Raw genomic sequence first — 25,199 nt, forward strand, 5'->3', positions numbered from 1 at the left:
GTTTTACCTCCCGCAGGACGTAGTGTGTGAACGTGCCACACGAATCGTATCGCGTCCTGGTCGCAGACGCCGCAACGCCGGTCGGCATCGCCCTCCTCTCGTACCTCGGCGAGACCGAGTACGTCCTCCGTGCCCTCGTCACGGACACCGACGCCGAGCGTCGCGCGCACAACGCCGGCGCCGACGAGGTCGTTCACGCCGACTTCGAGAACCACCACGCCCTCGTGGACGCCGTCGCCGACGTCGACGCCATCTGCTGTACCGCCACGGACGGCGGCCTCGGTCGCGTCGCCGGCCCGCTCGACGCCGGCCGCGGCCTCCGGAACCTCCTCGACGCCGTCGACGACGACAGTCGCCCGTACGTCGTCCTCCACTCCACCATCGGCGTCGGCGACTCCAGACAGGGCATGGTCCTCCCGCGACGCCTCTACAACCACCGCCTCCTCCGTGCGCTCGACGAGACGGAACGGTACCTCCGCGAACGCGGCGTCCCCTACACGGTCCTCCGCACCGGCGCGACGACCGACGACGCACGCAGCCACGACGTCGTCACGGGCGAAGGCGGCGACGAGGTCTCCGGCCGCATCGGTCGCGCGGACCTCGCGTGGCTGATGACCGCCGCCCTCACCACGCCGGAAGCCCGCAACCGGACGTTCGAGGTGGCGAGCGCCGGCGCGACGACCGCGGGCGACGCCGTCGACTTCGCGTGGAGCGGCCCCGAAGCCGGCCTCGTCGCGCGCCGCTCGGGCTACTCCATCCCGTCCTGAGAGGGCCGCGTCCGACGAAGACCGTTCGAGAAGTCGTCCGCACTTTCGGGAACCGTCACCGGGCGTAGCGGTCGCTCGCGGTGGTCTGTGGGCGAAGGAACTGGACGCCTACGTCCTGGTTCAGTCCGCGAGAATCGTTCGCTTCGCGTCGGCCATCCCGAGCACGTCGTCGAAGAAGTCGAGCGAGTCGTTCGGACCGGGGTTGGCCTCGGGGTGGTACTGGCGCGTGATGACGTCGAGGTCCTCGCTATCGAGGCCCTCGGGCGTGCCGTCGTTCACGTTGATCTGGGAGACCTCCAGAGCCTCCGGGGCGTCGGCGACCGTGTAGCCGTGGTTCTGCGTGGTCATGACGACCTTCCCGGAGTCGACGTCCTGCACGGGCTGGTTGACGCCGCGGTGCCCGAACGCCATCTTCTCCGTGGTCCCGCCGAGCGCGCGAGCGACGATCTGCTGGCCGAGACAGATGCCGGCGACGGGGACGTCGCCGACGAACGCGTCCACGACGTCGACCGCGGCGTCGAAGTTCGCGGGGTCGCCGGGGCCGTTCGAGACGAACAGCACGTCGGGGTCGATTGCCTCGACCTCCGCGGGCGTCGCGTCGTACGGCAGGCGGTGCACGGTCGCGCCGCGCTCGTTCAGCGAGTCGACGATCGCCTGCTTCGCGCCGCAGTCGAGCAGTGCGACGGTCTCGCCGTCGGCGTCGCCCTCGGTGACCTCGACCTCGTCGACGGAGACCTGCGCGCCGATGTCCTCGTGGTCGCTCATCGCCGTGCAGTCCTCGAGTTCCGCGAGCGCGTCCTCGGGGGTCACGTCGTCGCCGACCGCGATGCCGCACGCCATGGCGCCGTCCTCGCGGACGTCCGTGACGAGGTCGCGCGTGTCGATCTGGTCGACCGCCGGAACGCCTTCGACGGTGAGCCACTCGGCGACGTCGTCGGTGAGCTCGCGAGCGACCGCGGCGTTGGGGTGGACGCGGTCGGACTCGAAGCGCGCCTCGCGCACGCCGTAGTTCCCGATGAGGGGGTACGCGAAGGTGAGGATCTGTTCCTCGTAGGAGGGGTCGGTGAGGCTCTCCTCGTATCCCGTGTACGCTGTTGTGAAGACAAGTTCGCCGTTCGTCGTTCCTGGAGCGCGGCCACGTGCTTCGATCACGTGTCCGCCCTCGATGGCTACGTAGGCGTCCATCGTTACGAGATACGTATCGACCCCGGCCCCATAAGCGTTGCTTTCGTAGCATCGTTACGAATTTCGTAATCGTTTAGGTTGGGGGTGGTGTACGCTCGTATCTACATGGACGAACTCGACCGCCGCATCCTCAACATCCTCCGGCGAGACGCCCGAACCCCCTACACCGAGATCGCCGAGGAGGTCGGCACGAGCGAGGGCACGGTCCGGAATCGCGTCGAACGCATGACCGAGGACGACGTCATCGAACGGTTCACCGTGTCCACGCGCACGGGGAACGTCAAGGCGATGATAGAGGTCGGGGTCGCGGTGGACGTCTCCACGGGCGTGGTCGCGGACCGCATGGCCGACTGGGACGAGGTCGACTTCGTGTGGATGGTCTCCGGCGAGGAGGACATCGTCCTCGTCGTCGACGCCGCCGACACCCAGGGCGTGAACGAACTCATCACGCAGGCGCGCGAGCTCGAGGAGGTCGACGCCACGAAGACCCGGCTCATCCTCGACGAACGGCTCGGGTGACCGGCTCGATGCCGTGGTCTCGGACGGTCGAAGGCGAGTCGTCTCGCTCGAACGCTCCCATCGGCACTTCCGTATCCACGCACCATGCTCGGCGGATTCTTCACCGCGGCCGCCGTCCTCGGCAGCTACTGGGGCTTCAGCACCTCGGCGATGCAACCGACAGCTAGACCACGACGGTACCGCTCCACTACCCCTCCTTCCCCCACCCGACACGCCCCGTCGAGCGGCGTCGCCGTCGCGAGTCGAAGGTGGTTTCACTTCGGTTCGCGTCCCACCGGATATGAGCGCACCCGATTCGCCCGCCGACGCAGCCGGCGGTGACGTAGAGCACGAGAACGCCGGCCAGGACGTCATCGCCGTCGACCCCGACGACGAACCGCAGGGGCCCGTGAACCGCCTCGACGCCCACACCGGCGACGGCATCCGGCACCGCGCGTTCACCGCGCTCCTGTTCGACGAGCAGGACCGCATCCTCCTCGCGCAGCGCGCGCCCGAGAAGCGCCTGTGGGGGACGTGGTGGGACGGCACCGTCGCCTCCCACCCCCGCGAGGGCGAGACCCAGGAGGAGGCGACCCGGCAGCGACTCGACGACGAGCTCGGTATCACGCCCGACCAGTACGACGACCTCCGCGTCACCGACCGCTTCGAGTACAAGCGCTACTTCGAGAACGCGGGCGTCGAACACGAGGTCTGCGCGGTCCTGCAGGCGACCCTGCACGACACCGAACTCGACCCGAACCCCGAGGAGGTCGGCGGCCTCATGTGGGTGCCCTACGAGCGACTCCACGAGGAGCCCGAGTTCTACCGCCAGCTCCGTCTCTGCCCGTGGTTCGAGATCGCGATGCGTCGCGACGTCGAGTGAGCGAGCGCGACATCGGGCCCTCGACCGATTGACGGTCGCGCGGTCGGCGGTTACTCGCCGAAGTTCGTCCGGTCGTCGACGAGCGACGCGCCGCTCGCTCGCTGACTCGAGACGGGCCGGCCGTCGGGGAGTAACCGCCGGCTTCCGCTCCTTCTCCGCCGGTGACCTGTCCGTTCGACCGATGGCGCCGGCTGGCGTCGAACAGTCTCCGGTTCGAGTCGGTTCGCTCGGCGTCGATAACGAGTCGTGAACCGCGTGCAAGCGGTGCCGTCGCCCGCGACGTGGCGTCGGCGCCGCGTCGCTTTCCCCACCGGACGTGCGTGAATTGTTAACACACACCAATACTTATGAGGGGGTCCGACGTACTGACACGTGAGGCCCACGGCCTCGTGACAGCAAGTGTCGACCGATACCGTCCCGAACCAGCCGCCGACGAACCGCCTCGCGCTCTCGCGAGCCGAAGCCTGGGTCGTCCACCACGTCGTGCTCGCGCACCTCCTCGACGAGGACGCCGACACCGACGAACAGCCGTGGTGGGCGCTCGAGGCCGCCGAGAAGCTCGAAGGAGACGACGCACGGTTCACAGCGTTCGAAGCCTGGCGGCTCCGATGCGCCCTCCTGGACTACGCGGGCGAGGACGGGACCCCCGACGCCGACGTCGCCCTCTCGATGGCGATCGTCGACCGCATCGAACGCGAGTTCGACGGCCCGCCGGCCGCACTCTGCTAGTCCGACGCCGGACCTCACCGAACCATCGCTGTCATCCCACAACGCCGACCCCCTCTCCACCCCTACCCGTTTTCACGGCCGACGAGCGAGAGCCGGTCGGCCGCCGCACGCGCCCGACGGTCGACGACGTGACGCGCCCGTCCGGCAGTCGGTCAGGGCCGCGTCGTCGCCCAGACGCCGACCGCACCGAGTAGTATCGCGGGCAGCATCGGGAGCGCGAGCAACGCGGCCCAGTACGGCAGTGCGGGCGGCCGGAAGAGGATGAGCAGCGGCGCCCCGACGAGCGAGAACGCGAGCACGCCGAGGAGCACCCAACCGCGAGCGCCGACGCTCCGGTCCGCGCGCTCGGGGTGTGCACCCTGCAGGTCGCGCTCGCGCTCGCCGTCGCCGTCGTCACCGCCCTCGCCGCCGCGGTCGTCGGTCCCGCGGGCCGCACCCGGCCGGTGCGTGTACCCGTCGTCGTCAGTACTCACTGTCCGGGATTACGACCACCTTCCCAAAGCCCTCACGGTTCTCGAGGAGCTCGTGCGCTCGCGCCGTCTCGCTCATCGGGAGCGTCTCCCGGACCCGCGGCTCGAACGTCCCGTCCCACACCTTCGCGAGTGCGCGCTCCGCGCTCCCGTGACTCGCCATCGTCGACCCGCGCACGTCCAGTTGGTTCCAGAAGATACGGCCGATGTGCGTCTCCGGCCGCGGCCCCGTGGTCGCACCGCAGGTCACGAGCCGGCCGCCCTTCGCGAGACTCGTCAGCGAGTCGTACCACGTCGCCGCGCCGACGTGGTCGACGACGACGTCCACGCCGCGCTCCCCCGTCTGCTCGCGTATCGCCTCCGAGAACGACTCGGTCTCGTAGTTCACGACGTGGTCCGCGCCGCACTCCCTCGCGTACGCGAGCTTCTCGTCGGTCGACGCGGTCGCGTACACCTCCGCGCCCGCGTCCGCCGCGATCTGGACGGCGGCGTGCCCGACGCCACCGGACGCGCCGAGGACGAGGACCCGCTCGCCGGACTGCAGCTCGCCGCGTTCGAGCAGCATCCGCCACGCCGTCTGGAACACGAGCGGTGCCGCGGCCGCCGTCGCGAACGCCACGTCGTCGGGGACGGGCGCGAGCTGGTCCTCGTGGACCGCGGCCTGCTCGGCGTGCACGCCCTGGACGTGCTCGCCGACGACGTGGTAGTCCTCGCAGAGCGTCGGGTCGCCGCGCCGACAGAACTCGCACGTCCCGCAGGACACGCCCGCGAGGAGCGCGACGCGGTCACCCGGCTCGAAGCGCGTGACGTCGTCGCCGACCGCCTCGACGACGCCCGCCATGTCGCTCCCCGGCACGTGGGGCATCTCGAGGTCCAGACGCCCGGTCGCGCCGAGCCCCTGACGCGTCCACACGTCCAGGTGATTCAACGCCCCGGCCTTCACGTCCACGAGGACGTCCTCGGGGCCGACCTCGGGGTCGGGGAACTCGCCGTACTCGATGACGTCGCGGTCGCCGTGCTCTCGGAACTGGACCGCCTTCATACGCGGAGCGTCACGCGGTCGATGCAAGAACGTTCCGACCCCGGCACGCTCCGTCGTCGACGCGTCGCCGCCCTCGGCGGAGGGCTTACGTCCGTCCGCGGGGAACGCGCGATACATGACCGACGGTGAACGCGGCCAGGAACCGACGTCGACGGGCGGCGACGGCGCGCACGCCGGCGACCACGCCGCGGACAGCGAACGCGGGCACGACCACGGCGCGGACGGCGACCACGGCCATCACGACCACGGCGCGGACGACGCTCACGACCATCACGCCGACGACGCAGCCGGGGTCGGGGCGGCGGTGGTGACGGTGTCGTCGTCGCGGAGCCTCGACGACGACCCGAGCGGGGACGCCATCGCGGCGGCGCTGGAACGGGACGGCCACGAGGTCGTGACGCGAGAGCTCGTCCGCGACGAGTTCGACAACGTCCAGGGAGCGGTCGCTCGCCTCGTGAAGCGGAACGACGTCGACGTCGTCGTCACCACGGGGGGGACGGGCGTGACCCCCGACGACGTGACGCCGGAGGCGGTCGAGCCGCTGCTCGACAAGCACCTGCCGGGGTTCGGCGAGGAGTTCCGACGCCGGTCCGTCGAGGCGGTCGGCGAGATGGGGATGCTCTCGCGCGCCACCGCCGGCGTCGCCGACGGCACCGTCGTCGCCGTACTCCCCGGGAGCGAGTCCGCGGCGACGACCGGCACGACACTGCTCTTGACCGTTCTCGGGCACCTCGTCGGCCTCGCGACCCCCGACGCGGCCGAGTGACCGGGCGGTCGAGAGCGGATACGAGAGAGCGACTGCCGGTCGAGACCATCGGTCGAAGAGGGGTGGATGAGAGGGGGGAGTGGAGGGCGTGCCCTGAACGGGGTGCCTCTGACGTGCGATCGCTCGGGGGGAAGTGAGCGGTCGCACTCTGGGGGAGGCTTCCGCCTCCACGCATCACTATCGCCCGGACCCACATGAACCGTCGAGACCGTCCACGCGAGTTCACGGCGTGAACGGTCCTGAACGGTGTGAAACGACGGACGGAACGGTCGTAAAACGAACGAAGCGTCGTAAATTCCCGTAATCGGTCTCGGGATTTAATCCCCCTCTGACCACTCACGACCGACTGGGTGAACTCCGATGACGGAACGAACTGTCACGCGACGTAGCGCGCTGAAGACGCTCGGTGCCGTGGTCGCCTCCGCGACGGTCGCGGGTTCGGCGAGCGCAGCCGGCGACGACGCCGAGTCCGGGTGGAGGACGCGAGAATCGCCGACGGAACGGACGCTGTACGACGTGGAGGAGACCGCTGGCGGCGTGTACGCGGTCGGCGGGGGCGGTGTCGTGCTCGAACGCACCGCGAAAGGCTACGTGAAGGTGCTTGATGGCGGGCCGACCGGGAACGGGAACTCGCTGTACGGCGCGGACGTCACCGACGACGGGAAGCGCCTGTGGTTCGTGGGCTCCTCGGGCGCGATCGGCGAGTACGACGTCGAGACCGGTAGCCTGGACTCGCACTCGGCGCCGATGGACGTGACGAACAACTTCAACGACGTCTCCGTGACCGGCGACGCGGGCGAGGCGAACGTGTACGTCGCTGGGGACTCCGGGAAGCTGTACTACTCCTTCGAGAACGGCGCGAGCCAGACCTGGGAGTACTCAACGCCCGCCAGCGGCGCGGCGATCAACGCGGTCGACTTCCACGACGTCAAGAGCGGCCACATCGTCGACGGCAACCAGACGGTCCTCTACACCAGGGACGGGGCGACGTGGGACCGGCTGGGGATCGCGAACGCGAACAACAACTTCTACGGCGTCGACTCCGACGGCTTCGACGACGTCTGGGTCAGCGGTGGCGGCGGCACCATCTTCCACTGGAACGGCAGCGAGTGGATCCGCTCGGACACGGGCGACGCGGGTCAGCGCGACATCGAGGTCGCCGGCGCCGATAGCGGCTACGTGGTCGGCGGCGGCGGGAAGGTCTACGACCGCGAGAACACCAGGTGGAACCAGGACGCGACGCCCAGCGGCGAGAATCTGAAGGCGGTGGTGCTGCGTGGCGGCGAATCCGCGGTCGCGGTCGGCGCCGGCGGCACCATCCTCGAACGCTGACGTCGGTCGCACGTCGGCTCCGGGCTCGTTTCGACGCTCGATACCCACGACTGCGACGGGTCAACGACCGAAATCTACGTTACTGACGAGCGGTGGTCTGGCGCTGGAAGCGGCGCACGACGAACGCTCGGTCGACGATCAGGCCGCGAGCTCCTCGGCGACCGTCTCGGAGTCCAGCAGCGCGGGGTCGACCGAGAGGACCTCCTGCCCGGAGACGAACTCCGGGAGCGAGTCGTCGGTGTAGCAGACGACGCGCACGTCCTCGTTCAGGTCCTTCGCGACCGGGATCGACGTCGCCTGCCCGACGTCCGTGAGGACGAACAGGTCCGCGTCGTGGACGCCCGCCTCCTCGAGCGCGGGTCGGTTCGCGACCTCTGACACGACGGTGACGTCGTACCCCACGGCTTCGAGCTCTCCAACGAGTTCGTGTTCGTCGACGCCAGCGAAAATCGCGTGCATACTCGTCTCCGAGGAGTTCCCGGCGTTAATGTGTTACGTCCCGCTGGTCGGCGTCTCGAGCCACGTACGAGCGGATGGCGGGCGACTCACGCGAGCCAGAGGACGGCGAGGGGGACGACGCCGACCGCGAGCAGTATCGCGCCGACGACGTACCCCGCGAGCCCGTATCCGGCCTCGTCGGAGAGTTCGTCCTCGCTGAGGTCGGAGACGACGAACTCGTCTGGTCGATCGTCGCCGGTGAGGACGAGCCCGCCGTCCCGCTCGACGGGTTCGCCGAGCGCGGACACGCTCTCGCCGTCCTCGATGACACCCTGCTTGTACGCGCGACGCGTGTCGGGGTCGCGCTCGACGCCGTCGGTCTCCGCTATCCACCGCGCGACGTTCGCGGGCGGGTCCTCTCCCGGTTCGACCTCGACGACGGTCGGGTCGACGGTCACGCCCTCGGCGTCGCCGTCCGGTGATTCGACCGGTATCGTCCCGGTGTCGTCCGCGACGGCGAACGGGACGGCGTCCGCGTCGCCGTACAGCGCCTGCCAGTCCGATCGTCTGGCGTCGCCGGGACTGGTGCCGACGTACTCCTCCACGATGGTCTGGACGGCGACGCCGTCGGTGCCCGCGATGGTCGCGGGCACGCGCTCGTCGGTCGACGCACGAGCGCGCCCCGAGAGCGCGACGTAGCCCTCGCCCGCGGTCAGTTCGCCGACCGGTCGCTCGGGCGTCCCGTCGATGGCATCCGCTCGCGCTCGCCCCGCCCTGGTGGCGTACAGCATGTACGCGCCGCCCGCGGCCAGGAGCGCCGGGAACACGGAGAGCGCGATCTTGCCGGCGAGCGCCATGTCAGGGCATCCCTCCGTCCGTGCACGACAACCAGCTGGTCGTCATACGGTACCAATCCGCGTCGCAGCCGGCAAGTAGCTAACGGCGGCGACGGGGGACTCGCGGTCGACGAATCCACTCGTACTCGACGGCGCTACTCGTACTCGATGGTCGCGGGCGGCTTGTGCGTGACGTCGTAGACGACGCGCGCGACGTTGTCGTGCCCGCCCGTGATGCGGGACTGGATGCGCTGGAGGGTCTCCCAGTCGATCTCTTGGGCGCGCGCGGTCATCCCGTCGCGGCTCTCGACGGAACGGACGCTGACGACCCAGCCGTGCACGCGGTTGTCGCCCTTCACGCCCGTGGCCTTCCCGATGACGGCGGCGAGCGCCTGCCAGGGCTCGTACTCCTCGAGCTCGTCCTCGACGACGTGGTTCGCCATCCGCGCGACGTCGAGTTTCTCCTCGGTGACCTCGCCGATGATGCGCACCGCCAGGCCGGGCCCGGGGAACGGCATGCGTTCCGCGATGATCTCCTCCAGGTCGAGCTCGCGCGCGACCTCGCGGACCTCGTCCTTGTAGAGGTCGCGCATCGGTTCGACGATGCCCTCGAAGTCAACGACCTCGGGGAGCCCGCCGACGTTGTGGTGGGATTTGATGGTGCCCTCGCTTTCGATGCGGTCCGGGTAGATGGTGCCCTGGACGAGGTAGTCCGCGTCCACGTCCTTTGCGACGGTCTCGAACTCCCGGATGAACTGCTCGCCGATGACGTGGCGCTTCGCCTCCGGGTCCGTGACGCCCGCGAGCTCGTCGAGGAACCGCTCTTTCGCGTCGACGATCCGCAGCGAGTCCATGTAGTCGAAGACCTCCCGGATCTGGTCGGTCTCGCCCTCGCGCATCAACCCGGTGTCGACGTAGACGGGCGTGAGCTGGTCGCCGATGGCCTCGTACGCGAGCGCCGCGGCGGTCGAGGAGTCAACGCCGCCCGAGAGGGCGATGACGGCGTTCGCGTCGCCGACCTCGTCGCTGATTTCCTCGATCTTCTCGTCGATGAACGAGTCGACGTCCACCATCAGGCCGTCACCTCCTCGCCCTCGTCGGCGTCCTCACCGACCGCGCCGTTGTCCGCGCCGTCGACGCCGGCGCGCTCCATGACGGCGTCGAGGAGCGCGACGAACGGCGGACTCGGCCGACCGGGTCGCGACCGGAACTCGGGATGGAATTGCGTCCCCAGGAAGTACGGATGGTCCTCGTGTTCGAGTATCTCCATCCGGTTGCCCGCACGGCCGCTGAAGACGAGCGAGGTCTCCTCGAAGTCCTCGAAGTACTCGGGGTTGACCTCGTAGCGGTGCCGGTGGCGTTCGGTGCAGACGTTCGCGTCGTAGACGTCCGCGGCGAGCGTCCCCGGCGTGATGTCCGTCTGGTGCGCACCGAGCCGCATCGTCCCACCCATGTCGTTGACCTCGTACTGCTCGGGGAGGATGTCGATGACGGGGTCGGGCGTCTCCGGGTCCATCTCCGCGGAGTCCGCCTCGGGGTACCCGAGGACGTTCCGCGCGTGCTCGACGACCGCCATCTGGAAGCCGAGACAGAGCCCGAGGAACGGGACGTCGTTCTCCCTGGCGTAGCGGATCGCCTCTATCTTCCCCTGGGTCCCCCGGGAGCCGAACCCGCCGGGGACGACGACGCCGTCGCACTCGCGGAGCCGCTCGCGGTTCTCGCCGTCGTCGTCGCCGTCGATCATCTCGTCGGAGTCCACCCAGTGCACGTTCACGTCCACGCCGGCGTGCAAGCCGGCGTGCTTGAGCGCCTCGTTCACGCTCATGTACGCGTCCTCGAGGTCGTACTTCCCGACGAGCGCCACGTCGACGCTCCCCTCGCGGTCGCGCGTCACGAGGTTCCGCCACGTGTTGTCGCGCTCTGGCACCGGCAGCGCGGTGCCGAGGAGGTCCAGTTCCTGCATCACGTACTCGTCGAGGCCCTCCTCCTCCACCATGAGGGGGACGTGGTAGATGTCCTCGACGTCCGGGTTCGAGAACACGGCCTCGGTCGCGACGTCACAGAACAACGCGATCTTCTCCTTGGTCTCCGCGTCGAGTTCGTCCTCGCAGCGCCCCACGAGGATGTCCGGCTGGAGCCCGATGGACCGGAGTTCCTTCACGGAGTGCTGGGTCGGTTTCGTCTTCTGCTCGCCGTTCTTCGAGTACGGGACGAGCGTGACGTGCGTGAGGAGGAAGTCGTCCTCGTCCTCCTCGTGGGCGAACTGCCGGAGCGCCTCGAGGTACGGCATCCCCTCGATGTCGCCGACGGTGCCGCCGATCTCGACGATGCAGACGTCCGTGCCCTCGGCGGCCTCGCGGATGCGGCGCTTGATGTCGTCCGTGATGTGCGGGATGACCTGCACGGTCTTCCCGAGGTAGTCGCCGGTGCGCTCCTTCTCGATGACGTGCTTGTACGTCTTCCCCGTGGTGACGTTGTGGTCGAACGTCATGTCCTCGTCGAGGAACCGCTCGTAGTTCCCGAGGTCGAGGTCGACCTCGCCACCGTCCTTCAACACGTACACCTCGCCGTGCTGGTAGGGGTTCATCGTGCCCGCGTCCACGTTCAGGTAGGGGTCTACCTTCACGGCGGTCACGTCGAACCCGGCGTTCTTGAGGAGACGCCCGGTGCTCGCGGCAGTGATACCCTTCCCGAGGCCGGACATCACGCCACCTGTCACGAAAATGAACTTGTTCCCGAGCGTCGGGTCGTACTCGGTGTCGGACTCCTTCGGCATACCGAGTGTGCGCGAGGCCGCCCCAAAACCATTTCGGAGCACCCTCGGCGTGGCGGTCGGTAGCACGACCGAGAACTGTCCACGGGTCGGGACGACAGTGGTACAACGACGGCCAGTGGTCGCTCTTCCAGAACGCTGTAGTGTACCCCGATGTCGTCGACTGGCCTCCCGTGAACGCGTAGTACAGAAAGACTGAAGTAAATATATCCATTGGAAATTAGTGTGGGGGATTTTCATAACAACGCGTCCCGGCGAGCCCTCCTGAAACGCACTGGAGCAGTCGGAGCGTTCGGGCTTGCGGGAAGTAGCCTGGCGGACTCGGTGGAAGCGAGTTCGACCGACGCAGAGTGGATCGACTCGTACTCTGCCAGCGTCTACGAAGAGGAGCAGATCACCGCGAGCAAGTACCGACTTGAGCACTCCCTCTCGGTCTCCCTCATCGGGAGTTCGTACGACGATCAGGAGGAGAAGTACCAGCACAAGTATGCTATCACGAGCCTATTGGCGTCCCGATTCAACGACGGGTCGAACAGTGAGGGGTACATCAAAGCAGGGACGAACAACGGACTCCAGAATCACGAGTTAAAGATCGGTGTGAATACCTCCGACTTGGAATTGTGGACCTCGTCGGAACCGGAGAACATCGGCGTCTATCCCAATTCCAGTTCGGACGAGGTTATCTACGGGATCGAAACGGACACGGTCGAAGAAGTATTCGCTGCTGCAACGTCGGAGATCAACCCCGTCATCGGGTTCGCGTGGACGGTAAACGGAATCCTGCAAACCCTCGCCCCCGAAAAACAGGACGAATGGAGCACTCAGGAGCAGATCAGCGGTACCTACGACCCGGGCGATGCGTTCGATTCGTTCCTGTATCTTGAAGCGCTCTTCTACACGGACGACCCCTGCGAGCGAGATCCCTTCTACATCAGCTCTGCAGGGAACCGACACAGAGAACTGGAGGACGAGGGGACGTCACACGACGTAACCGTATACACTCCGCAGGTATCTTCGAACCTGTGTTAGCGCCCACTCAGTGAACGGCGTTCGAGACATGGAGCACCTCCGACTCGTCTCCGACGCCGTCGTCGCCGACCGCGGCTGATGCGCCTCGTGCGACGTCCGGATCGACTGCTATCCGTTCCGGACCGATGGCTACCTGGGGCGTCAGTCGAACCGCCGACCGATGGCGGCGAGGACGACGCCGACGACGAGGAGCGCGAGGCCGGCGATGGCGAGCGTCGGATCGACGGTGTCGACGCACTCGGGGTGACACCCCTGCGTGGGCGCACCGGTGGCGAAGACGACGCTCGCGGGCACGACGACGAGTCCGACGTAGAGCGCGGTCCACCCGAGTTCGGCGCTCGCCTTCGAGAGCAGTGACGGCATTCGACTCGCCGGTTCGCGGCCGGGGCTTGTGGTCGTTGCGGTCGGCGGTGTCCGCCAGTCTCCCCCGTCCTTCGTATCGAACCACCGACACGGTGAAGTGGTCTCTGGCGGAAGAGGGATTCTACCATGGTACTGGTACGCAAACACGCGCTGTATCGGTTGGGAACGATGGCGTGGTGGCTCGTTGTCGCGGGCTCGACCATCGCCGTCGGGACGGGGAACGCCGAGCCGTACGTCTCGCCGGCGGTCGTCCCGGACGGCCCCGTGGGGCTGTTCGGTAGCATCGTCGCACTGGGCGTTATCGGGACCGTCGCCCTCACCGCCCTCGAAACCCGGTCCTGGAAGCGGACGGGTCGGCGGGCGGGGCTCTCCCCGGAGGGCGTCGGACTCCGGGGGAAGCCCGACCTCACCGGAACCGTCGACGGCCGCGCCGTGACCGCGTCCACGTACGAAGGTGAGCACAACAGCGGCGGCGAGGGCGGGACGCAGAGCGTGACGTACACGCTCGTCGAGGCCGACCTGGACGACCCGACCGACGACGGGTACGTCGTCGGCACGGGCGACGTCTCGGCGTACGACGACGACATCCCCAGTGAAATCCAGACGCAGGCGGTCGACGGCGAGCACTTCGTCCTCGGCGACGTCTCCGAGGCGGACGCACGGTCCGTCCTCACGCCGCAGCTCGAGGACGCGCTCGACGGCCCCGTGAACGCGGTCGTCGTCGGGAACCCGACGGACGCCATCACGTCCGCCATCCCCGACGACGTAGACGGGTACCTCGGGTCGATGCTGGTGTCCGGCATGGAGAGCGCGCTACGGGACAAGGAGACCTTCGCGGCCGGGGCGGCGTCGCACGACGAGAAGGGGCTACTCCTGAACGCGACGGAACTCGAAGCCAGAGTCGAGGCCGTGGCCGCCGCAGCGGACGCGCAGGCGGCCGCGAGGGCCGACGCGACCCGAACGGAACCGTCGCCCGACTGAGCGGTGCGCCTTACGCCGACGTCGACCCGTCGAGGTGCGTCGCGAGGAACTCGGCGGCGTCGCGACCGACGTCGTCGTGCTGGCCGACGAAGTGGTGGTCGCTCCCGTACGCGAGCACCTGCTGGTGGCAGCGTTCCGCGGCCTCGACCGTCGGCCCCGAGTCGGCGGTCTCGTCGCGTTCACCGTACCCGACCCAGAGCGGGCAGGGGAGTTCCTCGACGGCGGCTGCGGCGTCGAGCGGGCCTCGCCCGCTCGACTCGTCCGCGGAGCGTGGCTCCGCGCCGTCGAGGTCGTTCGCGAGCCGGCTCGCGGGGGCGAGCACGGCGGCGGCCTGGACGGGGACGTCGACGGTCGCGGCGGCGAGGACGGCGATCGCGCCGCCGAAGCTGTAGCCGTAGACGCCGACGGCGTCGTAGCGGTCGGCGGCCCACCGGAGGGCGTTCCGGGCGTCCTCGCGTTCGCCGTAGCCGTCGTCCCAGTCGCCGTAGTCGAACCGGAGGCAGTCGACGCCACGGTCGGCGAGCGCGTCGCTGGTGGCGGTGAGTCGACGGTCGCTCCGGGCCCCGCCCAACTGGGGATGCGGCGGGCACGCGACCACGCACGCGGTCGCGTCCGTGCTGGCGGCGTCGAGGGTCGCGCGGACGTCCCGGCCACCGGGGACGAGTACCGTGTCGGAGTCAGTCATGTCGACGAGGTAGTCGCGGTCGGCCCTTGAACGCCCCGGCTCTCGGTCGGGTCGACAGTGCACGTGGGAGAACCGGGACGAGTCCTCCTCTCCCCCCGGGAGGAGGAGTCCCAGTCGCGCGTGGCCCGATGGCGCCGCGGTGGCAACGGAGCCAGCCCCGTCGCGTCCGGACGTACGTGCGCCCCGGCAAAATCCCCCGAGCATGCGTCGTCATGGTGCCTGTCGACATGTGACACGTTCTTCCTTTGTGACCGACGCGTACCCATTCGAAACCTGACGCTTTTAAGGTCGTGGCTGCTAGGAAACGGGTATGGGAATCCTGTCTCGGGCATCGTACATCATCCGGTCGAAACTGAACTCGGTCCTCAACCGCGCGGAGGACCCGGGGGACTCGCTCGACTACTCCTACGAGCAGATGCGAGACCAGCTCCAGCAGGTCAAGAAGGGCATCGCGGACCTGACGACGCAGAAGAAGCGCTTGGAGATGCAGAAGAAGCGCCTCGAGGACAACGTCGAGAAGCACAACGACCAGGCGCGTGAGGCCGTCAAACAGGACCGCGAGGACCTGGCGCGGAAGGCCCTCGAGAAGAAGAAGTCGAAGATGAACCAGATCGAGGAGCTCGAGTCCCAGATCGCGGACCTCCAGAACACGCAGGAGCAGCTCGTCGAGAAGAAGGAGACGCTGCAGCAGCGCATCGAGGAGTTCAAGACGAAGAAGGAGTCGATGAAGGCGCGCTACGAGGCCGCGGAGGCGAGTGCGCGCGTCAGCGAGGCGATGACGGGCGCGGGCGACGAGATGGAGGACGTCGGGCGGTCCATCGAGCGCGCGGAGGAGCGCACGAACGACATGGAGGCTCGTGCCGCGGCGATGGACGAGCTCCACGATTCCGGGGCGTTCGACGACGTCCTCAGCGACAAGGACTCCATCGACCGCGAGCTCGAGCAGGTGTCGACCGATTCGAGCGTGGACGCGGAACTCGACACGCTCAAAGCCGAGATGGGCAAGAGCGAGCCCGCCGAGACGGAGACGGCGTCGGAGACGGAGACGGAGGCGGCGGACGGTGGCGATGCGAGCGAGGACGCGGGCGGGGAGGTCGCCGACAGCGAGGTCGAGGCGGAACTCGAGGAACTGAAGGACGAGGAGGGGTAGGTCGGTCGTCTCGGCCGGGGACGGCCGGACGGCTGTCGTTGACGAGACGGTGCTCCCACGGGCTGGGGTCGGGTCCCGGAGGCGGGAAGCAGGTTCTACGGGCGGCTGTCGGGTTGGCCGGACTGTTTTGAGGGACGCGCTCGAACCGACGGTGCATGAGCGAGGAGCCCGACCAGCCGAGCGACACGATGCGCGAGCGCGCGGCGGCGAGCTCGCGGAAGCTCCGCGTGCTGATGGGCGTGAACCGGTGGGCGCTCGCGCTCGCCATCGCGGGGTTCGTGTTCGCGACGGTGGTCGCGGTCGGCGTCGTCCATCCGACGGAGTCCATCCGGATGCTGCGGACCGGCGATCCGGTCGAGACGCTGTTCCAGGCGCTCGTCGGCGCCATCATCACGGGCGTGACGCTCGTCCTGACGTTGAACCAGCTCGTGCTCTCCCAGGAGCTGGGGGCGGTCGGCGATCAGCGCGAGCGCATGGAGGGCGCGATGTCGTTCCGTCGGGACGCCGAGGACGTGCTGTCGTCGGCGGCGGCTCCGCCGGAGCCGTCGGCGTTCCTGCGGTCGCTCGTCGACGCGAGCGCGGACCGGGCGGACGCGCTCGAAGACGCCGTGGCGGACGCGGACGCGAGCGCGGAGTTCGCCGACGCCGTCGATTCGTTCGCGCGGTCGGTCGCGGGGAACGCGAACGCGGTCGGCGACGCCCTGGAGGGCGAGCAGTTCGGGACGTTCGACGTCATCTTCGCGGCGCTTGACTACAACTACTCGTGGAAGCTGTACGCGGCGCGGCGTCTCCGGAACGAGTACGCCGACGAGTGCACGGACGCGGTGAACGCGGCGTTCGACGACCTCACGGCGGCGCTGGAGCTGTTCGGGCCGGCGCGCGAGCACTTCAAGACGCTCTACTTCCAGTGGGAGCTCGTCGACCTGTCCCGAGCGATCCTCTACGCGGCGATTCCGGCGCTCGTGACGTCGGTGTCGATGATCGTGTTCTTCGAGCCGGAGGCGGCGTTCCTGGCGGGCGAGACGCTCGGGGTGTCGCACGCGCTCGTGCTGGTCGCGGGGACGACGACGGTGGCGGTGTTCCCGTTCGCGGTGCTGTTGTCGTACGTCGTCCGCATCGCGACGGTGACGAAGCGCACGCTCTCCATCGGGCCGTTCATCCTCCGGGAGACCGACCGGAGCGTGGACCTGGACTGGGACAGTGCGACCGTCGACGGTGACGAGGACGCGTGAGGGGAGGGTGAGTCGGTCGCGGCGGTCGGGGCTCGCGTCTTTTTTCTCGCCGCGTCGGGTAGTCGGGGTATGCGATTGCTGTTCGTGCACGTCGACGCGGTGTCGCTCTCGCGCGGCGACCGGGCGCTCGACCGGGACGACGCGGACGAGCGTGCGGCGACGACGGCGTCCGAGGCGGCGGTGGCGTCGGCGTCGTTCGAGGATGCGCTCGTCGCGTTCGCGACGGTCGAGTCGGGCGATGGGACGGCTCCGGGCGCGGTACGTGCGGCCGGCGCGCGTGCGGTCCGGGAGGCGGCGGCGGACCTGCGCGTGGACGACGTCGTCCTGGTCCCGTCCGCGCTCCTGAGCGCGCGTGCGGCGTCGCCGACGGCGGCGGCCGGGGTCTGGGACGGCTTCCCGGCGGCGGTCGCGACCGACGACGGGTCGTTCGACGGTGTCGAGGCCGGGACCGGGCCCGCCGCGGGGTTCGCGACGACGGCCGCCGGCTTCGGGTGGCGGTACGCGGTGGACGTCGAGGCGAAGGCGCACCCGTTCGCGACCGCCGCGTGCACGGTCGACCCCGCCACGAGCGCTGCGGAAGCGGGTCGCGACGGGGCCACGGTCGAGGGCCAGGACAGGTCCACGACCGAGGGCGACTGGGTGGTGGTCACGCCGGATGGTGGACGCGAGCCGGCGGACGCGTTCGTCGACGACCGCGCTCGGGGTTCGGGGGTCGTGCGGGCGGTCCGTGCGGTGGTGCCGTCGCTTCCCGCGCCGCCGCGCACGACGCGTTCGCCGTCGGGGGCGGCACCGCCGGACCGCGGCGACCGCGCTCGCGCGCTCGGGGTCGCCGACCGCGACCCGCTCGACCCGGCCGCTCGCCTGCGGCCCGCCGGTGCGTCCGTCCGCGACCGGCTCGCGGACGCGGTCGCGGGCCTCGTCGCGGAGCGAGCGCCGTCGCCGCAGCGGGTGGCCGGCCCGCGCGCGCTCGACCTCGACGACGACGCGGTGCGAGCGTACGCGGCGACGCTCGACGCCGGCGGGCACGGGGTCGCGCTCGCGGACCGACGGGTGCTCCCGGACGCGCTCGGCGCGGGGACGGCGCTCGCGACGCTCGCGGACGCCGGCGTGGATGCGACCGACGCCCCGCTCGCGGTCTTCGACGCCGACGCCCCGGCCCCCGCCGCCACCGGAACGTGGGATGGGAGTTCGGGCACGCGGGATGCGCTGTCGGCGGGGTCGTGCGCGCCGGCGGTCCACGAGGTCCACGCGACCGACGCGGCCGCTCGCGACGCGGTCGCCGACCACGCCGCGCTCGCGCACTCGCTCGCGGAGGACTGCGCGCTCGACCCGCTGCCGGTCGTCACGACTACTCCTGGGTTCGACGACGCGAACGAGTGGGCGGGGGCGCTCGCGGCACGCGTCGACGCGCCCGTGCTCGTCAACGTCGACGAGACCGGGCCCGCGGCGTGGCCGCTCCGGGTCGCGGTCGCGGTCGCCACGCCCGAGGGCGACGCGCTCCGGACCGGCGTGGTCCGCCTCGACGACGACGGCCTCCGGCACTTCGCGCCCGACGTCGACCCCGTCCCCTCGGTCGTTCACGCGGCGCCCGCGGGGGCGCTCGACGCGACGGTCGCCGCAATCTGCGACGCCGGCGCGTCCACGACCACCGAAGGCGCGCCGACGCCGGAGGGAGACGCGAGCGCCCCGACGCTGGACGAGGACGCGAGCACCTCGACGCCGCTCCCGGACTGGCTCGCCCCGACCCAGGTCCGACTCGTCCCCGTCGCCGACGACCACGTCGAGCGCGCGGCCGCCATCGCCGCGGCGCTCGCGGACGCAGGGGTTCGCGTCGACGTCGACGACCGCGCGCGCTCGGTCGGTGCACGCATCGAGCGCGCGGAACGCGAACGCGTCCCCCGGTACGTCGTCGTCGGCGACGACGAGTCCCCCGACGGGGCACTGCCCGTGACCGACGTCGCGACCGGCCGGGAACGCGACCGGGACGTCGACGCGCTCGCCGCGACGGTCGCGGACGCGGTCGCCGAGGCGACCGTCGGTCGCACGACCGGAACCCGTCCCGCGGCCGCCCCGAGGCGGCTCTCGGCGCGACTCGCGTTCGACGACGCGAAGTAGCGAACGTCGGGGCGGTGCCGAGTGACGGACGTCGAGGACGACGCCCGGTTTCGACCCGCGCTAATTCGACCCGCTCCGGCCCATAATCTTAATAATCTGAACACGCATGGTTGTCTCGTCATGCTCGAAGGGTTCGTCACGGCCGGCGTCGGCGTGCTGCTGGCCGTGGGCGCGTGGGGACTGTACGCCGGCCGGTTCGACGCGCGCGGCGGCCGCGGACAGCTGTTCGTCGACGACGTCGCGTACCTGACACGCGCCGACCTCCGCGACCCCTCGCGGCTCCTCGACCCGTCGAAGGCCGCGAACCTCGTCATCGCCGCGCTCGAGACGCTCCTGCTCGTCATCGCGACGGTGACCGTCGTCGCGGTCGCCGCCCGGACGAGCCCCGCGCCGTGGTTCCTCGCGGTCGCCGCGCTCGGCGTGCTCGTCGGCGGCTACCTCGTCTTCCGGGGCGTCTACGTCCGCCTCGGGTTCGCGGTCCCGGAGACCGCGCGCACCGTGAACGCGTTCGGCGCCGGGTTCGAGCGCGTCGCCGGCGCGGACGCGGCCGCCGACTTCACCGCCATCCACGACGCCATGGGGCGCACGCGCGGCACCGGCGACTCGGACGCCGCGACCGCGGCCGTGCTCGCCGCGGCCCGCGCCGACGTCGACCGCGACGCGCTCCGGGACTGGGCGGCCGACAGCGGTCTCGCCAGTCCAGCGTCGGTCGACGCGCGCGTCGACGACCTCGCCGCCGCCGGCGTCCTCGACCCGGACGCGTTCGCGCTCGCGGACGACCGCCTCGCGGCCGCCGACCCCGCCGACGTCGCGGCGGTCGCGACGACGGCCATCGCCTGACCGGGCCGCGTTCCGCCCCGCTCAGCGTTCGACGGCGCCGGTCCCGGGTCGGTCGTCGAACGCGATGGCGCCGCCCTCGCGGACGGGGCCGTCGTAGGGGTCGTCGGCGAGCAGCAGCGACCCGTCGAGGTCGACGTGGTCGCAGAGCGGCGCGAGGTGCGCGCCGGCGGCGATGGCGGCGTTCGTCTCGACCATGCACCCGAGCATCGTCTGCATGCCGTGCGCTCGCGCGGCGGCGAAGAGGTCGCGGGCGGCCTGGACGCCGCCGCACTTCATGAGCTTGCACGTCACGATGTCCGCGCGGTCGGCGACCCGGGGGACGTCGCTCGGGACGACGCAGGACTCGTCGACCGCGATGGGGAGCGGCGAGCGCTCGTAGACGTACCGGAGGCCGTCGGGGTCGGTCGCGGAGACGGGCTGTTCGACGAACTCGACGCCGGCGTCGGCGAGCCACTCGGTCTTCCGGACCGCCTCCTTCGGCGTCCACGCCTCGTTCGCGTCGACGCGGAGGGTCGCGTCGGGCGCGCCCTCGCGGACGGCGTCGACGACCGCGCGGTCGCGGTCCGTGCCGACCTTCACCTTCAGGGTCTCGTAGCCGGCGTCCGCGGCGCGCTCGGCCTTCTCGCGGATGCGCTCGACGGTGTCGAGGCCGATGGTGAACGACGTCGCCGGCGCGGCCTCCGGGTCGAGTCCCAGGTAGCGGTGGAGGGGGACGTCGAGGCGTTTCGCGACGAGGTCGTGGACCGCGACGGAGACCGCGGCGCGCGCGGCCGGGTTGTCGTTCACCGCGCGCCGGCACGCCGCCTCTATCCTGCGCGTCCGGAACGGGTCGACGTCGGCGATGGCGGCTTCGAGGTCCGGGAGCACGGCCTCGACGGTCGCCGCGGTCTCGCCGTAGTGACGCGATGGCGCGGCCGCACCGACGCCGACCGCGTCGGTCCCTCCTTCGTCGGTCCTGACGCGTACGACGACGTTCTCCGCGACGTCCTGGCTCCCACGGGAGATGGTGAACGTGTCCGCGAGCGGGAGGGCCACGCGCTCGGCGTCGAGTTCGAGCGTCACAGGACCGCCTCCAGGACGCGCTCGCGGTCGTCGTCGAACCGGACGAGGTCGCCCGCGGGGACGCCGAGCGCGGTCTCGTAGTCCGCGACCGCGCTCCGGGCGTCGCCGTCGGCGTCGACGTTCACGGTGTTGAGCGCGCCGGCGACGACGTCGGCATCGTGTACGGGCGCGGCGAGGGACTCGTAGAGGTCGACGGCCGTCCCGAGGTCGGGGAGCGCGTACTCCTCGTAGCCGTGGACGACCTCTCGGCCGGCCTCGTGACACAGCACGAGCGAGTCGGGTTGCGAGCCGTGGAGGATTCCGCACGTGACGGCGGAGTACGCCGGGTGCGTGATGGCGCCCTGGCCTTCGACGAACAGGACGTCGTGGTCGTCGCCGACCTCGAGGATCATCTCCTCGACCGCGCCCGCGGTGAAGTCGCTGACGACGCGGTCGACGCACGTCCCCCAGCCCTCTATCATGATCCCCGTCTGGCCGGTCGGGACGACCGCGGCGTCGACGCCCCGAGCCGTCGCGGCGTGCGCGAGCTCCTCGGTGACGGTCATCTTCCCGACCGAGCAGTCCGTGCCGACGGTGAGGACGACCTCGGCGTCCACCTGGCTCGCGACGCCGTCCGCGACCCCGAGGTCCTCGGGCGGTCGGCGGACGTCGTCGAGCTCGCAGCCGTTCTCGGCGGCGAGCGCGGCGAACTCGTCGTCGTCCGCGAGGAAGTGGTGGAGCCCGGAGACGACGTCGCAGCCGCGTTCGAGCGCGACGCGGACGTCGTCGCGCCAGGACTCCTCGAACCCGCCGCCGATCGGGGCGATGCCGACGACGAGCGCGTCCGCGTCCGGCGCGTCGGTCATCGACGCGACGATGGGCGCGTCTTGGACGCCGGCGACGTGATCGCTGACGCGGTCCCCCGCGTTGTCGCGGTCGAGGACGGCGACGACGTCGTGGTCGCCGTACCGGAGCACGCCGAGCGCGGTCTTCGCGCGCCCGGGGAACTGCTCGTGGGCGAGTATGGCTATCCGCATACTCCCGACGACGACCCCCCCTCGCTTGAACCTTGCCGGACGTCGGCGCGCGCTCGGTTCCTCCCCGAGGAGTCGACGGTCGTACGCTCGCAGTCGCTCCAGGCCGACGGTCGCGCGTGCTCTCCCCCCGCCGCCGATGGCGTTGCTGTCGGGTGCTCGACACCCACGGCGGGTGGTCGCTGCGTCTCGCCACGACTCACCGATACCACGGAGATGTGGCGGTGATAACCAGAAACACCAGCCGGAATCAGCGAGAGGCTTTATGGCCTAACCTCTCGTACGTCCTGTCGATTCGATGCTCGCGGTTCTCGCGTCCCCGTACGTCATCGGGCTCGTGTTGGCGACGGTGGCGACGCTCGCGCTCAGCGTGGCCGCTCACCGGCACCGCGACAGACCGGCGTCGCGTCCCTTCGGCGTGCTCTGCGTCCTCCTCGCCGCGTGGGCGGCGACGACGTGCGTCGGCCTCCTCGTCGAGACGCATGGCATACGACTGTTCCTCGAACGCATGCACTGGGTGTACGCCGCGGTGGTTCCCGTGTTCTGGCTGTGGTTCGCGTTCGAGTACGCCGGATACGGCGCGGAACTCACACGGCGTCGGTTCGCGCTCCTCGTCGCGCCGACCGTCGTCTTCGTCGCCGTCCTCTTCGCCGACCCCGGGACGCTCGTCTGGAAACAGTACGACTTCGTCGAGGTCGGCGGCCTCCACCTCGTCGACCAGGACCTCGGGCCGTTGACGTTCGCACTCAGCCTCTACCTGTTCGCCGTCACGTTCGCCGGCGCCGCCGTCATCGTCCGGTTCGGCCTCACGGCCGGTCACCTCTACCGCGACCAGACGATCGCGCTCCTCGTCGGCGTCGCCATACCCCTCCTCGTCTCGCTGTTCTCCATGGGTGACGTCACGCCACTGCGCGGCCTGAACATCACGCCGTACGCGCTCGCGGTGTCCGCGATCGCGTTCGGGAACGCGATGTTCCGGTACGACTTCCTCGAGAACGTCCCCGCCACGCGCCGGTTCGGCCAGCACGTCGTCACGAAGAGCCTCCGCGACGGCGTGCTCGTCGTCGACGACCGGAACCGCGTCGTCGAATGCAACCCCGTCGCCGGCCGCGTCCTCGGCGTCGACCCCGACGACGCGCTCGGCGCGGAGATCGACGCGCTCGTCGACGCGGAGACGCTCGTCGACGGGACGTTCGACCAGAACGCGCACCTCTGGAACACGAGCGGGACGCGCCGGTACGCCATCGAGCAGTCGCCCGTCGTCGACCAGCACGCGCAGGAGGTCGGGCGCGTGTTCGTGTTCCGGGACGTCACCGAGACCGAGCGCCGCGAGGAACGCCTCGCCGTCCTCAATCGCGTCCTCCGGCACAACCTCCGGAACGACATGAACGTTGTCACCGGCCGCGCTCGCGAACTCGAAGCGCGACTCGACGACGCCGACGCCGCGGTCGCCGCGGAGATCGCGGCGGTCGCGGAGGAACTCGTCGACCTCTCGCACAAGGCGCGGACGGTCGAGACGATCATGGCGACCGACGACGAGGACGCGCGGTCCCTCGCGGCGCTCGTCGGCGACCTCGTCGACTCGACGACCCACGAACACTCCGACGTCGCGTTCGACGTGGACGTCCCTGACGTCGCGGTCGCCCGGAGCACGGTCGTCTACGCCGTCATCTCGAACCTCGTCGAGAACGCAGTGAAACACGGACGTCCGGACGACGACGCCGCGTGCTCGGTCAGCATCAGCGGTCGCGTCGACGGCGACGTCGTCGAACTCACCGTCGCGGACGACGGCCCGGGCATCCCCGACGTCGAACTGGCCGCGCTCCGCAGCGGCGAGGAGTCCGCGCTCGAACACGGGAGCGGACTCGGCCTGTGGATCGTCACCTGGGGCGTCGAACGCCTCCACGGCTCCGTGTCGATAACGGTCGACGACGGCACGAGCATCACGATCGAACTCCCCATCGCGGGGACGACGCGCGACCCGGACGCCGACGACGGCCGCTGGCGCGGCGACGACGGTACGCTCTGAGGGTGGCAGTCGGTGGGGACGGCACGCTCCGATGGGGGCAGTCGGTGGGGACGGCACGCGCTGCGGCTCTCAGTCCCGCTCAGATAGCGCGGAGCGTCGTCGTGAAGAACTCGTAGAACGCGTCGTCGAGCGCGTCCTCGGGGTCGCCGCTGGCGTCGACGGCGGCGGTCGCGGTCGCGTCCACGTCGACGGCGTCGACGAGGCGAGCGTCGCCGACGACGTACAGTCGCTCCGGGTCGACGTCGCGGACCGCGGCCTCGCAGTCCGCGAGGTGCTCGTCGATCTGGGCGTCCCGACGGCGCTCGAACCGCCCCTGCGAGAACCCGCCCTTCGAGTGGTCGCCCTTCACGTCACTCCGGAACCCGCGGACGGAGACGCGCTCGCGGCCGTCGTACTCGCCGACGGCGAACACGCCAGCGCGGACGAGCGCGAGCGCGAACGACCCGGTCGGCCGCAGCCACTCGTCGTCGACGCGGAACCCGTCGCTCCACTCGCAGAACGCCTCGGGTGGGGCGGGGACGTCGAGCGTCGCGCTCACGACCCCGGCGTCGTCCGCGAGCGCGAGACACGGCGCGGCGCGCTGGACGAGCGCGGCACGGTCCCCGAACGCCTCGGCGACCGCGTCAGGGAGGTCGCCATCGTCGACGTACGCCGTCAGAGCGCCCTCCGCGCCGGCGTCGACGCTCCGGAGTCGCCCCACCACGGCGTCAAGGCGCTCGCCGCGGAGCGCCTCGACGCGTCGATACGCGAGCGACGCGTCGCCATCGCGGTCGCGTTCCCGCTCGAGTTCCCCCTCGAGCTGCGCGATCTTGTCCTCGAGCCGGTTGACGCGCTCCTCGGCGTCCTGGCGCGCGCTCGCCGCCTCCGACCGCCGGCGTTCCTCGGCGTCCAGCTGCTCGCGGAGCCGTCGCTTCTCGTCGGCTAGCTCGTCGATGCGGTCCTTCAGGGCGGCGCGCCCGAGCAACTCGTCGAGCATCGTCT

The 25,199-nt window shown here is 70.3% G+C and carries 25 protein-coding genes; 13 read left to right on the forward strand and 12 right to left on the reverse strand.

Annotation, left to right across the window (positions count from 1 at the left end):
* Window positions 1-32: 32 nt before the first annotated feature.
* The gene (locus SM754_RS06710) at window positions 33-767 is read left to right on the forward strand and encodes an SDR family oxidoreductase (RefSeq protein WP_323675456.1); all 735 of its coding nucleotides are present in this window, start codon (window positions 33-35) and stop codon (window positions 765-767) included.
* 120 nt (window positions 768-887) lie between these two features.
* Here the strand turns inward: SM754_RS06710 and carA are convergent, their stop codons facing one another.
* Complete coding sequence (gene carA / locus SM754_RS06715; protein WP_323675457.1) at window positions 888-1,952, reverse strand: glutamine-hydrolyzing carbamoyl-phosphate synthase small subunit; 1,065 nt, start codon at window positions 1,950-1,952, stop codon at window positions 888-890.
* Between the two features lie 105 nt (window positions 1,953-2,057).
* Here carA and SM754_RS06720 point away from each other — a divergent pair, with 105 nt between their 5' ends.
* The 3 genes from SM754_RS06720 to SM754_RS06730 all read left to right on the forward strand — a co-directional run bounded on the left by SM754_RS06720 (window position 2,058) and on the right by SM754_RS06730 (window position 4,062).
* Window positions 2,058-2,471 carry an Lrp/AsnC family transcriptional regulator gene (locus tag SM754_RS06720; RefSeq protein ID WP_323675458.1) on the forward strand — a complete coding sequence of 138 codons (414 nt, stop codon included), beginning with the start codon at window positions 2,058-2,060 and terminating at the stop codon, window positions 2,469-2,471.
* 280 nt (window positions 2,472-2,751) lie between these two features.
* A complete protein-coding gene (idi, locus tag SM754_RS06725) occupies window positions 2,752-3,333 on the forward strand; it encodes an isopentenyl-diphosphate Delta-isomerase (RefSeq protein ID WP_323675459.1) in 582 nt (193 codons plus the stop codon).
* Window positions 3,334-3,732: 399 nt separating this feature from the next.
* The gene (locus SM754_RS06730) at window positions 3,733-4,062 is read left to right on the forward strand and encodes a DUF7853 family protein (protein WP_323675460.1); all 330 of its coding nucleotides are present in this window, start codon (window positions 3,733-3,735) and stop codon (window positions 4,060-4,062) included.
* Window positions 4,063-4,214: 152 nt separating this feature from the next.
* Here the strand turns inward: SM754_RS06730 and SM754_RS06735 are convergent, their stop codons facing one another.
* Together SM754_RS06735 and SM754_RS06740 are read right to left on the reverse strand one after the other, a co-directional pair.
* Window positions 4,215-4,535 (reverse strand): DUF7977 family protein, encoded by a 321-nt coding sequence (locus SM754_RS06735; protein ID WP_323675461.1) that lies wholly within the window; start codon window positions 4,533-4,535, stop codon window positions 4,215-4,217.
* The gene (locus tag SM754_RS06740; protein WP_323675462.1) at window positions 4,525-5,574 is read right to left on the reverse strand and encodes a zinc-binding dehydrogenase; all 1,050 of its coding nucleotides are present in this window, start codon (window positions 5,572-5,574) and stop codon (window positions 4,525-4,527) included. The genes SM754_RS06735 and SM754_RS06740 overlap by 11 nt, the downstream gene beginning before the upstream one ends.
* Before the next feature lie 115 nt (window positions 5,575-5,689).
* Between SM754_RS06740 and SM754_RS06745 the strand changes: the two genes are divergently transcribed.
* Window positions 5,690-6,340 (forward strand): MogA/MoaB family molybdenum cofactor biosynthesis protein, encoded by a 651-nt coding sequence (locus tag SM754_RS06745; protein ID WP_323675463.1) that lies wholly within the window; start codon window positions 5,690-5,692, stop codon window positions 6,338-6,340.
* A 360-nt stretch (window positions 6,341-6,700) separates the two neighbouring features.
* Window positions 6,701-7,672: a WD40/YVTN/BNR-like repeat-containing protein gene (locus tag SM754_RS06750; protein WP_323675464.1), complete on the forward strand. Its 972-nt coding sequence runs from the start codon at window positions 6,701-6,703 to the stop codon at window positions 7,670-7,672.
* A gap of 138 nt (window positions 7,673-7,810) precedes the next feature.
* Here SM754_RS06750 and SM754_RS06755 read toward each other — a convergent pair whose 3' ends face one another.
* The 4 genes from SM754_RS06755 to pyrG form a co-directional block, all read right to left on the reverse strand.
* A complete protein-coding gene (locus SM754_RS06755; RefSeq protein WP_323675465.1) occupies window positions 7,811-8,131 on the reverse strand; it encodes a DUF7126 family protein in 321 nt (106 codons plus the stop codon).
* An 86-nt stretch (window positions 8,132-8,217) separates the two neighbouring features.
* Window positions 8,218-8,967: a GIDE domain-containing protein gene (locus SM754_RS06760; RefSeq protein WP_323675466.1), complete on the reverse strand. Its 750-nt coding sequence runs from the start codon at window positions 8,965-8,967 to the stop codon at window positions 8,218-8,220.
* Between the two features lie 134 nt (window positions 8,968-9,101).
* Window positions 9,102-10,019 (reverse strand): glutamine-hydrolyzing GMP synthase, encoded by a 918-nt coding sequence (gene guaA, locus SM754_RS06765; RefSeq protein ID WP_323675467.1) that lies wholly within the window; start codon window positions 10,017-10,019, stop codon window positions 9,102-9,104.
* On the reverse strand, window positions 10,019-11,722 hold the full coding sequence (gene pyrG, locus SM754_RS06770; RefSeq protein ID WP_323675468.1) for a CTP synthase: 1,704 nt from the start codon (window positions 11,720-11,722) through the stop codon (window positions 10,019-10,021). Before pyrG ends, guaA begins: the two co-directional genes overlap by 1 nt.
* A 222-nt stretch (window positions 11,723-11,944) precedes the next feature.
* On the opposite strand from pyrG, the gene SM754_RS06775 reads away from it, so the two are divergent.
* Window positions 11,945-12,748, forward strand: coding sequence for a hypothetical protein (locus SM754_RS06775; RefSeq protein ID WP_323675469.1), 804 nt, complete (start codon window positions 11,945-11,947; stop codon window positions 12,746-12,748).
* A gap of 141 nt (window positions 12,749-12,889) precedes the next feature.
* Here the strand turns inward: SM754_RS06775 and SM754_RS06780 are convergent, their stop codons facing one another.
* On the reverse strand, window positions 12,890-13,111 hold the full coding sequence (locus SM754_RS06780) for a hypothetical protein (protein ID WP_323675470.1): 222 nt from the start codon (window positions 13,109-13,111) through the stop codon (window positions 12,890-12,892).
* A gap of 126 nt (window positions 13,112-13,237) precedes the next feature.
* Between SM754_RS06780 and SM754_RS06785 the strand changes: the two genes are divergently transcribed.
* Window positions 13,238-14,092, forward strand: a complete 855-nt coding sequence (locus tag SM754_RS06785) for a hypothetical protein (protein WP_323675471.1) — start codon at window positions 13,238-13,240, stop codon at window positions 14,090-14,092.
* 10 nt (window positions 14,093-14,102) lie between these two features.
* Here SM754_RS06785 and SM754_RS06790 read toward each other — a convergent pair whose 3' ends face one another.
* The gene (locus SM754_RS06790) at window positions 14,103-14,777 is read right to left on the reverse strand and encodes a CocE/NonD family hydrolase (protein WP_323675472.1); all 675 of its coding nucleotides are present in this window, start codon (window positions 14,775-14,777) and stop codon (window positions 14,103-14,105) included.
* Between the two features lie 310 nt (window positions 14,778-15,087).
* Between SM754_RS06790 and SM754_RS06795 the strand changes: the two genes are divergently transcribed.
* The 4 genes from SM754_RS06795 (at window position 15,088) to SM754_RS06810 (ending at window position 20,114) form a co-directional block, all read left to right on the forward strand.
* A complete protein-coding gene (locus SM754_RS06795; protein ID WP_323675473.1) occupies window positions 15,088-15,927 on the forward strand; it encodes a PspA/IM30 family protein in 840 nt (279 codons plus the stop codon).
* 155 nt (window positions 15,928-16,082) lie between these two features.
* Entirely contained in the window at window positions 16,083-17,159 is a 1,077-nt protein-coding gene (locus SM754_RS06800; protein WP_323675474.1) for a DUF7972 family membrane protein, read from the forward strand.
* 69 nt (window positions 17,160-17,228) lie between these two features.
* Complete coding sequence (locus SM754_RS06805) at window positions 17,229-19,274, forward strand: His/Gly/Thr/Pro-type tRNA ligase C-terminal domain-containing protein (RefSeq protein ID WP_323675475.1); 2,046 nt, start codon at window positions 17,229-17,231, stop codon at window positions 19,272-19,274.
* Between the two features lie 120 nt (window positions 19,275-19,394).
* Window positions 19,395-20,114, forward strand: a complete 720-nt coding sequence (locus SM754_RS06810) for a transcriptional regulator TbsP domain-containing protein (protein WP_323675476.1) — start codon at window positions 19,395-19,397, stop codon at window positions 20,112-20,114.
* A gap of 21 nt (window positions 20,115-20,135) precedes the next feature.
* Here the strand turns inward: SM754_RS06810 and SM754_RS06815 are convergent, their stop codons facing one another.
* Together SM754_RS06815 and SM754_RS06820 are read right to left on the reverse strand one after the other, a co-directional pair.
* The gene (locus SM754_RS06815; protein ID WP_323675477.1) at window positions 20,136-21,176 is read right to left on the reverse strand and encodes a dipeptide epimerase; all 1,041 of its coding nucleotides are present in this window, start codon (window positions 21,174-21,176) and stop codon (window positions 20,136-20,138) included.
* Window positions 21,173-22,192, reverse strand: a complete 1,020-nt coding sequence (locus SM754_RS06820; protein ID WP_323675478.1) for an N-acetyltransferase DgcN family protein — start codon at window positions 22,190-22,192, stop codon at window positions 21,173-21,175. Before SM754_RS06820 ends, SM754_RS06815 begins: the two co-directional genes overlap by 4 nt.
* Window positions 22,193-22,487: 295 nt before the next feature.
* Here SM754_RS06820 and SM754_RS06825 point away from each other — a divergent pair, with 295 nt between their 5' ends.
* The gene (locus SM754_RS06825; protein ID WP_323675479.1) at window positions 22,488-24,218 is read left to right on the forward strand and encodes a sensor histidine kinase; all 1,731 of its coding nucleotides are present in this window, start codon (window positions 22,488-22,490) and stop codon (window positions 24,216-24,218) included.
* Between the two features lie 79 nt (window positions 24,219-24,297).
* Here the strand turns inward: SM754_RS06825 and SM754_RS06830 are convergent, their stop codons facing one another.
* On the reverse strand, window positions 24,298-25,194 hold the full coding sequence (locus SM754_RS06830) for a Vms1/Ankzf1 family peptidyl-tRNA hydrolase (RefSeq protein ID WP_323675480.1): 897 nt from the start codon (window positions 25,192-25,194) through the stop codon (window positions 24,298-24,300).
* Window positions 25,195-25,199: the final 5 nt, after the last annotated feature.

Origin of the sequence: Halorubellus amylolyticus, from assembly GCF_034808145.1 — an archaeon.
GTDB lineage: Archaea > Halobacteriota > Halobacteria > Halobacteriales > Natrialbaceae > Halorubellus.

What these genes read in the sequence shown, in the direction of transcription:
- carA (WP_323675457.1), bottom strand. Translation starts at nt 1,952, where the DNA reads ATGGACGCCTACGTAGCCATCGAGGGCGGACACGTGATCGAAGCACGT.
- SM754_RS06720 (WP_323675458.1), top strand. Translation starts at nt 2,058, where the DNA reads ATGGACGAACTCGACCGCCGCATCCTCAACATCCTCCGGCGAGACGCC.
- idi (WP_323675459.1), top strand. Translation starts at nt 2,752, where the DNA reads ATGAGCGCACCCGATTCGCCCGCCGACGCAGCCGGCGGTGACGTAGAG.
- SM754_RS06740 (WP_323675462.1), bottom strand. Translation starts at nt 5,574, where the DNA reads ATGAAGGCGGTCCAGTTCCGAGAGCACGGCGACCGCGACGTCATCGAG.
- SM754_RS06745 (WP_323675463.1), top strand. Translation starts at nt 5,690, where the DNA reads ATGACCGACGGTGAACGCGGCCAGGAACCGACGTCGACGGGCGGCGAC.
- SM754_RS06750 (WP_323675464.1), top strand. Translation starts at nt 6,701, where the DNA reads ATGACGGAACGAACTGTCACGCGACGTAGCGCGCTGAAGACGCTCGGT.
- SM754_RS06755 (WP_323675465.1), bottom strand. Translation starts at nt 8,131, where the DNA reads ATGCACGCGATTTTCGCTGGCGTCGACGAACACGAACTCGTTGGAGAG.
- SM754_RS06760 (WP_323675466.1), bottom strand. Translation starts at nt 8,967, where the DNA reads ATGGCGCTCGCCGGCAAGATCGCGCTCTCCGTGTTCCCGGCGCTCCTG.
- guaA (WP_323675467.1), bottom strand. Translation starts at nt 10,019, where the DNA reads ATGGTGGACGTCGACTCGTTCATCGACGAGAAGATCGAGGAAATCAGC.
- pyrG (WP_323675468.1), bottom strand. Translation starts at nt 11,722, where the DNA reads ATGCCGAAGGAGTCCGACACCGAGTACGACCCGACGCTCGGGAACAAG.
- SM754_RS06780 (WP_323675470.1), bottom strand. Translation starts at nt 13,111, where the DNA reads ATGCCGTCACTGCTCTCGAAGGCGAGCGCCGAACTCGGGTGGACCGCG.
- SM754_RS06785 (WP_323675471.1), top strand. Translation starts at nt 13,238, where the DNA reads ATGGTACTGGTACGCAAACACGCGCTGTATCGGTTGGGAACGATGGCG.
- SM754_RS06790 (WP_323675472.1), bottom strand. Translation starts at nt 14,777, where the DNA reads ATGACTGACTCCGACACGGTACTCGTCCCCGGTGGCCGGGACGTCCGC.
- SM754_RS06795 (WP_323675473.1), top strand. Translation starts at nt 15,088, where the DNA reads ATGGGAATCCTGTCTCGGGCATCGTACATCATCCGGTCGAAACTGAAC.
- SM754_RS06800 (WP_323675474.1), top strand. Translation starts at nt 16,083, where the DNA reads ATGAGCGAGGAGCCCGACCAGCCGAGCGACACGATGCGCGAGCGCGCG.
- SM754_RS06805 (WP_323675475.1), top strand. Translation starts at nt 17,229, where the DNA reads ATGCGATTGCTGTTCGTGCACGTCGACGCGGTGTCGCTCTCGCGCGGC.
- SM754_RS06810 (WP_323675476.1), top strand. Translation starts at nt 19,395, where the DNA reads ATGCTCGAAGGGTTCGTCACGGCCGGCGTCGGCGTGCTGCTGGCCGTG.
- SM754_RS06820 (WP_323675478.1), bottom strand. Translation starts at nt 22,192, where the DNA reads ATGCGGATAGCCATACTCGCCCACGAGCAGTTCCCCGGGCGCGCGAAG.
- SM754_RS06825 (WP_323675479.1), top strand. Translation starts at nt 22,488, where the DNA reads ATGCTCGCGGTTCTCGCGTCCCCGTACGTCATCGGGCTCGTGTTGGCG.
- SM754_RS06830 (WP_323675480.1), bottom strand. Translation starts at nt 25,194, where the DNA reads ATGCTCGACGAGTTGCTCGGGCGCGCCGCCCTGAAGGACCGCATCGAC.